General features: G+C 67.2%; 1 protein-coding gene (cut by a window edge). It reads right to left on the reverse strand.

Translation table 11 applies throughout. The features are described 5' to 3' along the window. Positions 1-13,314, reverse strand: the 3' portion of a protein-coding gene (locus tag ACXI0U_RS22995) for an Ig-like domain-containing protein (RefSeq protein ID WP_479550881.1). Its footprint extends 29,592 nt past the window's final position; 13,314 of the gene's 42,906 nt are visible here — the last part of the coding sequence; its start codon lies beyond the right edge, outside the window — the gene reads right to left on this strand; its stop codon occupies positions 1-3.

Here is a 13,314-nt window from a genome sequence, read left to right on the forward strand (position 1 = left end):
TCAGCTAGGAACGATATCAATTGGCCATTTCGGCTGGTTCTGGAAGCCGCGGAACTTCACCGAGATCGCTTTCACGCCGATCGGTACGTCACCCAGGCGTTTCACCTGCCCGGTCTTCAAGTCGACGAAGCCGAGGCTGCGACGCACATTACCGTCCACTTCATCTTCCACCAGCAGCATGGCGCCGCCGGCCTGGGGCATGTCGTCCATGGAGAGGACCACGGGCTCGCTGCCGAAGCCATCGCCGAAGGTAAGCTCGGCCAGGGTCACCCAATCGCTCTTCGCATCCAGGCGGCTCAACTTGCAGCCGTTCAGCAATAGAGGCTCGCCCTGCCAGTGGGCCAGGCCGGCGCCGCACCGAAGATCTTTGGGCAGCCGAGCGATTCTCTGCTCTTCGCTGTCACCCCACTGGTTGCGTCGCAGCTGTCGTAGCACGAGCGCATCTTGGGGAGTGCCATCTTCACTTTCTATGGTTTCTGCCATGAGGAAATCAGTGTTATTGCCCTGCGCATCGTCTAGGAACTGCCCGTCACGGCTCACCCAGGCGCCGTCTTCCTGTCGCATGAGAGAGGGCAGTGCGTAAGTGTCGTAGCCGAATCCATCCGCAGAGCCAGAAGTCGCCGCCCAGAGTTCGCCAGTGTTCTTGACGTCCAGGCTTACATACCAGCCATTGAGGTCACCGGCCGTCGTCATAGGCCCGGTGAAGCCGGACTGTTTCAGCACGCGGCTGGTTTCCATGCCATCGGCATCTTCCAGCCCGTAGACCTCGAATTCCGGCAGGGACGCGGGGTCGCTCGGGTCGCTGCCCACCTGCACTTCCAGGGCATCGTTGAAACCGTCGCCATCGCTGTCCGAGTTGCTGTCGCTGGAGCCGTGCTGGGCTTCAGCGGCGTTGCACAGCAGGTCCAGGTCGTCGTCGCGGCAGGGCGTGAAGTTGACGAGGCGCTCGCGATCGGCGGCGGGGATGCCCTTGAGTGCGTTCTCGCCCAGCCCCTGAAGCACACTGGCCATGTCCTGAGCGCCGGCTTCGGCGTTTTCCAGGGCCAGGAACGACATCACCACGCGGTGCTCGTTGGCGGGTATCTCGAAGCGATAGCCGATGCGCCAGCTGTAGTAGGCATCGCTGAATAGCTCGTCACTGTTGAGCGAGGCGCGACCCGCCTGGTCAGCGAAGACATGCACGGTGGAAATCGGGCCCGGTACGTCGCCCTGCTCTCCATAAGTCCGCTTGCGCAGGCTCAGCCAGCTGTCGTCGGCGGTGAGTTGGTCGTCGCCGCTGGAGGTCTGCTGCAGGTTGCCCTGCCCCCAATAGAGTGGACGCGAATTGAGGATGGGGCTGATGGTCCGGGCCTGGCCGCTGACGTTGTAGTAACGGTCCAGCACCCGCAGGAACCCGCGCCCTGTGGCCGGTGCGTAGTATTCGCGGCTGACCAGCAGGCCCGCGTCCACCGCCTTCAGCGGGGAGCGCCAGATCGGCTCGTCACCCATGCGGCTATAGAGCTGGGGCTGCAGCGGTGCGGCTTGCACTCGCGCCGCCACCCCCGCCTGCGAGTTGCCGAGGCCCTCGAGCTCCAAGGCATAGTCCACGCCGATGTTGCCGGACCCATCGGTACGCTGGATGTGCACGCGGCCATTCTGCTCGACGAACAGGCTCAGGCCGGCCTCCATCTGCATGGAGGGGGAATCGCCCTGGCCCAGCGGGAGGCGGTCGTCGGCACGGTTCTCGGGGTCGGTGCCGTCCGCGAACAGCTCGTCACCGTCGCCACGGCCGCCGCCATCGCTGTCGAATTTGTTCGGCGACAGGCCCAGCTCCAACTCCAGCTTGTCGGGCAGGCCGTCACCGTCGCCGTCCAGCAGGCGCGGGTGAGTGCCCTGGCGGAATTCCTCGATATTGCTCAGGCCGTCGCCGTCCTCGTCGCCATCCGGGCTGGTGCCGTCCATGCCGTACTCGACCTCGAAGGGGTCCTCCATGCCGTCATCGTCGCTGTCGCGCTTGTCCGGGCGGGTGCCGTACTGGCGCACTTCCTGGTAGTCGTTGAGTCCATCGCCGTCGGTATCCGCCTTCAGCGGGTCGGCGTTGTTCTCCAGCTCTTCGCGGTCGTTCAGCCAGTCGCCATCAGTGTCCGCACGGGTCGGGTCGGTGTGGTGCAGGCGCACCTCGTCGGCATCCGACAGGCCCTCACCGTCGGTGTCGGAGCTGTACGGGTCGGAGCCGTGCTCCTGCTCTTCCAGGTTGCTCAGGCCATCTTCGTCCCAGTCTTCGCCGGCCGCTTCCGGATTGGCTTCCAGCGGCGCCGGGCCGTAGTTCAGCTCGAAGCGGTCGTCGAGACCGTCGCCATCGCTGTCCACCGCATCGGTACGGGTGCCCAGCAGCGTCTCGCGGATGTCCGACAGGCCGTCGCCGTCGGTGTCCACATGGCCCGGCAGGCGGTCGACGTCCATTCGGTAGTTGCCTTCGGCCGTGGGCACGTAGGTGACGGTGTAGCCATGCAGGTCGAAGTTGCAGTAGCCGCTCTGCTGGATGGCGTAGTCCGGGTAGACCAGACGGCCATTCACACTCGGCAGGTTCTGCGAATCCACGGCGCCGTACCACTCGCCATGGGCGAAGCGGGTACGGGTCTGCAGGCCGCAATGCCAGCCATTGAGCGGCAGCTTGTAGTAACGGTTTTCGATGCGGCCGTCACGGTGGATCACGGTCTGTACGTCTACTAGTTCGTCGCTGCTCACGCCCTCGCGACCCCAGTCGGTCCAGGTGAGGACCAGGCGGTCCGGCAGCGTGGCCAGGTGGAAGGCCTGGCTGCCCTGGTCGTTCTCCACCAGGCGCTGCAGCGGAATGTCCTGGATGCCGTTGCTGCCGCCGATCTCCACCTGCTGGTCATGCACACGGATCGTCAGCGCCTTGTCGGCGAAGGCGAAGTCAGCGGGCAACTGCAGGTCGAGCTGGGTGTTGGGGTCGTCGTAACGCTGGCCGAGGTCGCCGCTCAGGGGCTCGACGTAGTTGTCCTCGCCACCCAGCATCACATCACCGGCGTCGTAGGGCCCGTCGATGTTCAGCTGCACGGCCTGTTCGGCGTGCACCGGGTAACCCAGCACGTCCTTGTCGAGCTTGATCAGCCACTGCGCATTCTCGCGGCGGTTCAGGTCCTCGAAGAGGAAGCGACCATCGGCACCCGTGGTCACGGTGCTGGAGTCGCCCAGCAGGCGCGCCATGAACGCCGGGACTTCGCCGCCCTGATCCTGGTTGCGACTGAGGCTGACCTGGACATCCGCCAGGGGCACGCCCAGTTCGTTGACCACGCGACCGGCGATGCTGCTCGGCGGCACTGCCACCACGTCAAGCTCCAGGGTCTGGCGACCAACGTTGTGGTTGCTGTCGGTGGCACGAACCTCGAAGCGCACGGTGCCCTCGCCCGGCAGGGTCAGCTGCTGCTGGTGCTGGCCGACGCCGTTGAACACGGCCTGCTGCTCGCCGTCCATGAGCAGCTCGACTTCACCGACGATGCCGGCGTCCTGCACGTCGAAGGTCAGGGTGATCGGGTCGCCCGGGTAGAACGGGCCTTCGCTGTGGGCGATGCTCACGCTGGGCGCCTGGGTGTCGGGCACGCTCGGCTCGGGGTCGCGACCATCGGGGATGCCGTCGCCATCGACGTCCGGGTTTTCCGGGTCGAGGCCCAGCGGAATCTCGTCGGCGTCCGGCAGGCCATCGTTGTCGGAGTCCACCAGGTCGCTGAGGTTGACCAGGTCCTGGACCTCTTCCTGGGTCACGCCGACGTCTTCGAAGGTGGCCGACGCCAGTTCACGCAGCACACGCTCGGCTTCGGCACGGCTGTAGTTCTGCACGGCGTAGTGCATCAGCACCTGGCGGCTATGGGGCTTGAGCGTCAGGTTGTACGTCACCGCGTAATCGTCGCCACTGCGCATCACGAAGGTCGGGCGCACCTTGGCACTGGCGCTGCTGAACAGCAGGCCCACGGCCGGGTCGCCACCGCCATTGCTGCCGTCGTCGGTCAGCAGCCAGTTGTCGGCCGTGGTGAAGGCCTGGTCGCCGCTGGACGTAGCGATGGTGTAGGTGGAGCCATCGGAGCCGAGGTTGCCGTTGATCCGCACCGGGATGGTCAGTTCCTGGTCGCCGGTGTTCTCGATGCGCTCGATGAAGCGCGCGTAGCTGCCGCTCTCCGGTACGTAGATGCTGCGGCTGACCTTGAGTACGCCGTTGCCCATGGCCTGCGCAGGCAGCGTCACTTCGCGGCCGGCCAGGCGCAGCAGGCCCGTGCTGATGGAGGGGAAGCCCTGCTCGTTCACCGTCAGGTACTGGCCGCCGTCATAGGCGTCGCTGGTGCCGTCGTTGATCGTCCCGTTGCCCTGGATATCCCAGCGGTAGCCGTTGTTGAGGTTGTAGGCGAACCCGACGTTGCCCTCGTAGCTCAGCTCCGCGTCGGTGATGGGGTCACGGACCTGGCGAGGCAGGGCCTTGAGCACCAGCGGTTCGACGCGAACGTCTTCCGAGTCCACCGGCACCTGCGCCAGCACCTGGGCGAACATGGGTTGCTTGCCGAACAGCGCGGTGGCCTGGACCTTCAGCGCCGTGTCGGTGGTCAGCACCTGGAGCTGGTAGTGGCCCTGGGCGTCGGTGGTGGTCTCGATGCCTTTCACCCGTACCAGGGCGCCGGCGATGCCTTTGCCCAGCACATCCTGCACGCGGCCGGAAACCTCCAGCTCGGGCACGGTGGCGACGGCCACGGTCAGGTCCGCGGTGCGTACGTTGCCGTTGCTGTCGGTGGCACGGACCTGCAGCAGGGTGCTGTCCTGGTTCGGCAGAATCACGGTGAAGGTCTGGGTGCCGCCGCTGGTGCGGGTCTCGCGCAGCAGGCCGTCCTGCAGCAGCTCGACCTTGGCCACCAGGCCGTTGTCGCTGATCAGCGCGGTCACGTCCAGCGGCTGGCCGCCGTAGCGACGGGCCGGTTCCAGGGGCTGGAAGGTGACGTTGGGCGCGGTGGCGTCAGGCACCAGCGGCTCGCTGTCCTTGCCGTCCGGGATGCCGTCATGGTCGCTGTCCGGGTTGGCCGGGTCGGTGCCCAGGCGTGCTTCGTCGGCGTCGCTCAGGCCGTCTTCGTCCTGGTCGTAGAAGGCGAAGAAGTTCACCACCTTGCCGGCCAGGGTCGGGTCGAGGTTGTCCAGGCCCAGGCCCTTGAGGCTGCGCAGGCGGGCGCCGGTCTGCATGGCGGCATCGGCCGAGCCTTCCAGGGTGGAGAAGTGCATGACCACGCGGCGTTCGCCCGCCGGGATGCGCACCTGGTACTCCGCCAGCCATTGACGGCCGTTGCGGCTGACCAGGCTGGTGCCCTGGCGACGGTTGGCGTTACCGCCCAGCACCTGCAGCAGCACCGGACGGGTCGGCGTGGCGGTGTCACGCAGCGCCAGGTAGTCGTCGGCGGTGGTCAGCTGGTCGTCGCCACTGCTGGTGACGATGGCGGTCTGGGCGTCGTTGGCACCGTAGTAGGACTGCAGGCGCAGGGTGACCACCTGCTCGGTGCCGCTCGGGTTGTCGAGGATCTCCAGGTAGCGGGCATAGGCACCACCCACGCTGGGCACCAGCACGCGGCGGCTGACCACCAGGTTGTCCATGCGGCGCCCTTCGTAGTGGTACTCGCGACCGTTGGCGCTGCTGGTGGCATGGTTGTAGGAGTAGCCATAGCGGGTGCCGTTGATGAACAGCAGGTTGGCCCAGTAGCCCGAGTCCACCGCAGCGCCCGTGGTCGAGCGCAGCTCGCCACCGTAATAGAAGTTCCAGTCGCGGTTGTTCTCGTCCTTGGCGGTGCGATAGCCATTGATGTTCGGACGATCGTCGCCGGCCACCTTGGGATCGGTGCCATCGACGAAGCGTTCGTTGATGTCGCGGCGGCCGCCGTTGTCGCCGTCGGCCTTGAGCGGGTCGCTCGGCGGCGTGCCCAGCACTTCCCAGCCGTCCAGCAGCTCGTCGCCGTCGGTGTCGATGTTGCGCGGCGAGGTGCCGGCCTGGAACTCGGCCAGGTTGCTCAGGCCGTCGCCGTCGGTGTCGTCCTGGGCGCCGACGTTGAGCAGGTTGTTGTCCACTTCGTACTTGTCGGGCAGGCCGTCGTCGTCGCTGTCCGCCTTGAGCGGATCGGTGCCGTGGTTGTTGATCTCTGCGTAGTCGCTGAGGCCGTCGCCATCGGTGTCGGCCAGGTCCGGACGGGTGCCACGCGCGACTTCATCGGCATCGAGGACGCGATCCAGGTCGGTGTCGCGGGTCAGCGGGCTGGAATGATGCACCAGCACCTCGGCACCGTCGGTGAGCCCGTCGCCGTCGGTATCGGCCACGCGCGGGTGGCTGCCGGCGTCCTGCTCCTGCAGGTTGTTCAGGCCGTCGCCGTCGGTGTCTTCGACCGCTTCGCCGTTGGCGAGCTTGGCCGCGAAACCATAGCGCTGCTCGAAACCGTCACGCAGGCCGTCACCGTCGCTGTCGGCCTTGAGCGGGTCGAGGCCCAGCAGGTATTCGAGGGCATCGGCCAGGCCGTCGCCATCGCTGTCCGCCTGGGTGGTCCAGTTGACGATGCCGCGCTGCTCTTCGAGGGTCAGGTTCGGTTCCTGGACATCGCTATTGGCCAGTTGCTCCAGGGTGCTGCGCGCACGTTCGCGGCTGGCATCCTGCACCAGGTACTGCACCAGCACCTGACGGCTGCGCGGCGCCAGGGTGACCTGGTAGTTGGCACGGTACTGGTTGCCGCTGAGCCAGGTGGAAACCGGGCGCAGGGGCGCATCCGTGCCTCCGATGACCACGCCGGCAGCGTACAGGCCACTGTCTGGGGCCACGTCGTCGGTCAGCAGGTAGCTGTCTTCCGGGTCGAAGCCGGCGTCACCGGACGAAGTCTGTACCACGGGGCGGGTCGCGTAGAAGTTGCCGTACACATAGAAGGGCACGGTCACCGGCTGGTCGCTGGGGTTCTCCAGCACGTTGATGAAGCGGGCGTAGTTCTGGTTCGCCGGCACATAAACCTTGCGGCTGACCATGACATTGCCGAGCTGCTTGGCCGGATAGATCAGCTCGCGGCCATCCATACGGGTGCGATAGGTGTTGCTGTTGTAGTTGGTGCCATTGACGACGAGGTACTGGGCGCCGCTGAAGGTCCAGTTGTTGAAGTAGGTACCGTTGTCGATGGCGCCGTAGCTGTTGAAGTCCCAACGAACGTTGTTGTTCACCTCGCGGTTATACGAGGTGCTCTCCTCGGCAGCAGCCACATGGCGCTCTTCGATCGGCTCGAATGCCGTGCGGCCATGGGCGGCCAGCACCAGGTCGCCAATATCCGAGCTGCCGCCACGGGCCAGTTCGAACACCTCGCTGGTGGCGGAGACCAGCTGATTGCCGAAGCGTGCCTCGGCCTTGACCCGCGGCTCCAGGGCCAGGGTGGAGGCGGACAGGGTGAAGCGGCCCTGGCTGTCGCTGGTCACGGTGGCCGAGGACGGCATCGGGCCGGTGCCATTGCTGAAGGCCACTTCGTCAACGAACGACCACGGCCCATTGGCACGGAAGCTGATACGCACGTAGCGGCTGTTGATGCTCATACCGGACAGGGTCAGTTGGGCATGAGCCTCGCGGGATTCCTGGTCGCGGTTGTTGGCATTGTTTGGCGCGGTGTTCAGCGTGCCGACAGCGACCCACTCGTTGCCGACCTTCTGCAGGACATCGAAGGATGGCAATACGACGTTGCTGAGAGTGTCCTGGGTCGACCCGACTTTGACATCGGTGAGGTTGACCGCCCGACCGAAGTCGAAATCGATATTCATGGTGCGAGCGGTCCAGCCCAGCCACTCGTAGGCCTTGCCCATCCCCAGGTCAGCCACGAAACCGGCTGTCCCCAGCTGGCCATCGATCAGTTGGCGGCCTCGGTCATCGCCGTAGCAATAGGTGCCACAGCCCGTACCCTGGTCCAGGGTGTAGGAGACCGGCTTGATGCGCGCGGCCTCGTAGCCGTCGACCAGGGTCACCTGGGCGCCTTCCACGGTTTGGCCGTTGGCGTCGAGCACGCGGCCGGTGACCTGGGTGCCGGCGTCGTCCACCAGGCTCAGGCGGCGCACGCCGCTGCGGCTTTCGTTGCCGTTGGTGTCGCGGGCGCTGGCTTCGATATCCAGTTGCGCGCCTACGACCGGCACGCGGATCACATGCTGGTAGGGCGCGCGGTCGTAGGTGGCCACGGCCACGCCGTTGACATAGAAGGTCACGCTGGCCACGCGGCCATCGTCGCTGGCGTCGGCACGCAGGCGCAGTTGCTGGCCGTGGGCCAGGCTGGCGCCGGCCGCCGGGGAGACCAGACTCACGGTCGGCGCCTGGGTGTCCTTCTCGGTGGGCGCGCTGTCTTCGCCGTCGAGCAGGCCGTCCTTGTCCATGTCCGCGTCCAGCGGGTTCAGGCCACGGGCCACTTCCACGCCATCGGACAGGCCATCGCCGTCGGTGTCCGCCACCTTCGGATTGGTGAGGGTTTCCAGCAGCTCCTGTTTGTTGCTCAGGCCGTCATTGTCATAGTCCTGGCCGGCGTCCTGGGCGTTGCGCGGGTTGAGGATGTCGGCGTAGGGGCCCTTCAGCTCGATGAAGTCGGAGAGGCCGTCGCCATCGGTGTCCGCCAGGTCCGGGCGGGTGCCGTAATTGTTGATCTCTTCGTAGTCCGGGATGCCGTCGTCGTCGCTGTCGGCCTTGCGCGGGTTGGCCTTGTACTGGACTTCCTGGGCGTCGAGCACACGGTCGTAGTCGCCGTCCTCGCTCAGCGGGTCGCTGTTGTGCTGGTTGACCTCGGCGCCATCGGTCAGCCCGTCCTCGTCGCTGTCGACCTGACGCGGGTGGGTGCCCAGTTCCTGCTCGCGCAGGTTGCTCAGGCCATCGCCATCGCTGTCCAGATCCTGCTCGCCCGCCACCAGCGGGTTGAAGCCGTACTTGACCTCGAAGCCGTCCAACAGGCCGTCGCCATCGCGGTCGGCGATGAAGGCGCTGGTGCCGTTGGCGTATTCGTAGACGTCCTTGAGGCCGTCGTTGTCGCTGTCCTTGAGGGTCAGCTCGTGCATCATCACCAGGATGCCCGGGTGGTAGAGGGTGAACAGCGGGTCGTTGTCGCCCGGGCGGCCCGACTCGGTCGGGGTGAAGCCGAAATAGACCTGGCCGGCGCCATAGGCGTAGCGGATGGCGACCACGCGTTTTTCCGCACGGGTGCCGGTGAACATCAGCGGTGCGGTACCGGGCGCCAGCTTGTCCATCGGCATGTAGGCGTGGCCGGAATAGTTGGTGTTGCGATAGGGCCACCAGGAACCGACGCGGCTTTCACTGGCATCGGACCAGCGCAGCACCGGCGTCAGGCGGATCGAGCTGCCCGTCCACACCGACTCCGCAGGCTGGCCGGGCACATCCGCCAGCACGGCATTGGAGCTGGTGTTGTAGTTCTCGCTGAACAGCAGCGTGCCGCCGTTCTGGACGAAGGCGAAGACCTTGGCGCGGTTGCTGGAGTAGTTGCTGTTGCCGTAGTAGTCCCGCGAGCTGTCCACCATCAGCATGTCGACTTGCGACAGGTCGAAGCTGGCCAGGTTGCTCACCTGCACCGGCTCGTAGCCGGCACGCTCGATGATCAGCCGCTGCGAGGGCTGGCCGGCGTTGAAGCGGGCGTTGAAGTAGCCCACCCGCACCTTCGGCTGCTGCAAGGTGATGGTGCCGACGTCCGTGGTGCCGCCCCAGACCGGGTCGGTGGGTGCGGAGACGGCGGTCACCGCCTGGTTGCCCAGCAGGCCGCTGGCGATGACCGAGACCACGCCCGGAGCCACCGGCACGCGGGTGATGACGAAGCTGCCGTCGCCGCCGCTGACCGCGGTCTGGCCGCCGACGTCGAGCTGGGCGCCCACCACCGGCTGGCCGTTGCTGTCGAGCACGCGGCCGATCACGGTGGTCAGCGGGTCCTGCACCAGGGCGAAGCTGTGTTCGCCACTGCTGCCGACGTTGTTGTTGGTGTCGGTGGCGATGATTTCCAGGCGCAGGCTGTCGGCGTCGCTCGGCAGGTTCAGGCTGTAGGTGAAGGGCGCGGCGTTGACCAGCGCGATCTGGGCACCGTTGAGGCGGAACGCCACCTTGGTGACCCGGCCGTTGTCCTGCAGGGTCGGCACCAGGGTCATGCGCAGGCCCTTGATCAGGGTCTGGCCGACCTTCGGATTGTCCAGGCCCACGCGGGGCGCCTGGGTGTCCTTGACCAGCGGCTCGGCGTCCTCGTCGTCGCGCAGGCCGTCGCCGTCGGTGTCGGCCTTCAGCGGGTCGGTGCCCTTCTGGTCCACTTCGACGCCGTCCAGCAGGGTGTCACCGTCGCTGTCCGGGTTGTTGATCAGGGTGCCCAGCTGCGCCTCACGGGCGTTGCTCAGGCCGTCGTTGTCCTTGTCGGCCTGGCCGTCGGCCGGGTCGCTGGGGTTCAGGCCCATCTGCAGTTCGAGCGGGTCGGGGATGCCGTCGCCGTCGGTGTCTTTCTTCAGCGGCGAGGACGCCGGGATGTTGCTGACCTCGGCACCGTCGGACAGGCCGTCTTCGTCGGTGTCGACCTTCAGCGGGTCGGTGTGGTGGGTGCGAACTTCGGCGCCGTCGGAGAGGCCGTCGCCGTCGGTGTCGGCCACCCGCAGCTTGGTGCCCAGGGCGGCTTCTTCCAGGTTGCTCAGGCCGTCGCCGTCGAGGTCCTCGGCGCCGTCGTCGATGCCGTTGCCGTCGGAGTCGCGCAGCGCCGGGTCGAGGCCCTGGGTTTCCATTTCCAGCTTGTTGCTCAAGCCGTCGCCGTCGAAGTCGCCGACCGGGTCGAAGACCTGCAGTTTCAGGGCGTTGCCCAGCACCACCGGCTTGACCGGCGTGCCCGGCAGGGTGCCGCTCAGGGTCAGGGGCAGCAAGGCGCCGTCGGCGATCGGATCATTGGCCGCACCGAAGAGGGCCGGAACGGTGAGGGTGCGGGTCGGACTGTAGTACCAATTGAAGCCCTGGCTGGTGCCAGCCAGCTCGGCGCGGCCGTTGGCGACGTTGTACCAGCTGATGTTGTCGGCCAGGGTCAGCGGGATCTGGATGCTCTGGCCGGCCAGGACCTTGAGCGGCCCGGCGACGCTGAACAGCGCATGGGGCGCGCACAGCTCGGCGCCCTGCTCGCGGACCTGGTCGTCGCGGGCGACGCCACGCAGGCCGGAGCCGGTGGTGTCGTAGCGGTAGCAGCGGCCCAGGGCCAGGGCGGGCTGCGCGTCGAAGGTCAGGGTGCGACCGTCGCTGCTGAGGGTGGCGCTGCCGCCACGGGCCGCGTTGCCTTCGAAGAACTTCAGGGCATCGCCGCTGGCCAGGCGCACCGGCTCGTCGAAGTCGAAGTAGGCGCGCAGCGCAGTGCCCTGGCGGGCCTCGATCAGGCCACGGACGACCTCCGGCGGCTGCACGGTGAAGCTGATGCGGAAGCGGCTGGTCAGGTCCAGGTTCGGCAGGGCCTGCACCGGGCCGGCCAGGCTGACGGTGACTTCTTCGAAGGTCTCGTCGCTGATGGCCATCCAGCCCAGCCCGGCGTTCAGCTGCACGGTGGCACCACCGGCCTTGCCGTCCACCAGGGCGGAGCCGCTGGCCTGGACGTTGACCGCCAGGTTGGCGGGCTTGCCGTCGACCTGGGTGATGGGGTTGCCGAAGCGGTCCTGCAGCATCAGTTGCAGGCGCACGTCCTGCTTGATGCCACGGGTGAGCACCGCGCCGTCGTCCTGCACCCGGCCCTGGTCGTTGAGCAGGCGCAGGTGGCTGGCCACGGCCGGCAGCACGGTGAGGTCGAGGTTGCTGTAGCAGCAGTTGACGTTGCCGCGGGCGTCGTAGGTGTAGCGGATGCTGTTGCCATTGCTCGACAGCGGCAGGCTGAACTGGCCGGCTTTCTGGCCAACCTGCAGGTTCAGCCGCGCACGGCCGTCCTTCACGGTCACCTGCACCCGCTCCACGGTCTGGCCGTTGAGGGTGGTGCTGCCGATCTGGATGCCGGCGCCGGGCTGGGCGTGGTAGTCGGCGGCCGGCAGGGTCACCACCAGCAGGCTGCTCTGGTCGTCGGTGACCGGGTTGAGCACCAGGTCCTGGGACTGGATGTCCAGGGTCAGGGTCTCGCCCGCCGCCACCGGCGGCAGGTAGCTGAGCAGCAGGTTGCGGGTCGGGCCGGCGAGCAGGCCGAGGGCCTTCTCGGCGCGGGCCACCTGGGTGAATTGCGGCAGGTCCGCCCACAGCAGGTAGTCGCCCAGGCTGCGGTCGGCGTTGAAGGTCAGGCTGGCGTAGCCGCCGCTGTCGCTGGTGCTGGTGCCGAGGTTTTCCACATAACCGTCGGCCAGGCGACGCAGACGCCATTGCACCGGCTGCTCCGGCACCGGGCGCGCGGCGGCGTCGAGCACCTGCACGCGGTAGATCGGACGTTCCTGCACCCGCGCCTGGTCGGGGTTGTCGCTGCCCTGCACGGCCTTGAAGCGCAGCTGGTTCGGCGACTGGGTCAGGGCCACGGCGTATTCGCGGCTGAGGGTCTGCTGGCCGATGCGGTCGGTGAGTTCCACCTGCACGCGGAAGGCGTCGCCCGGCAGCGCGGCCTCGGGCATGCGCAGGTCACGGCTGTGGCCGTTCCAGTAGGCGCCATTGCCGCAACGGAAGTTGCCGCTGTCCTCGCGCAGGCAACTGAACAGTTCCTTGCGCTCGCTGCCCACCAGCTGCAGCACGCGCAGGCCCAGACCGCCGGTGTCGTCCAGGGCGTTGAGGTTGTTCAGTTGCAGGGTGACCAGGCCACCGTAGACGCCACGGGCCGGCAGGCTCAGCTGCAGGGCGGTGGCATCCGGCGCGCGGTCGCGGACCACGCGCAGGTTCTGCGCCGGGGACTCGCTGACCTGGCCGCGGCTGTCGGTCAGGCGCACCTTGAACGGCTGGTTGACGCTGCTGGCGACGCGCTCGGTGCGGCGGTCCTGGACGCTGAAGCTGCGGTTCAGGGTGGTGCCGCTGACATCGTAGTGATCGGTGAAGCCGTTCCACAGCAGGTCGACGCCCTTCAGGCCGACGTCGTCGCGAGCGGCCAGCTGGACGTCGAAGCGACCGCGTTCGATCACCTCGGCCGGCAGGTTCAGGGTGGTGACCTCGGGGAAGGCGTCGTCGATGACGGTGACGCGCAGATCGGCGCTGCTGACGTTGCCGGCGCGGTCACGCACCTCGACGTTGTAGACCTGCTCGCCAAGGCTGGTGGCGGCGTCCTGGTAGCTCAGCTGGTTCTGGCCGAAGGCCACCGCCACCACCTGGCCGTTGCGCATCAGCGT

It is taken from the genome of Pseudomonas sp. C9D1, from assembly GCF_056491235.1.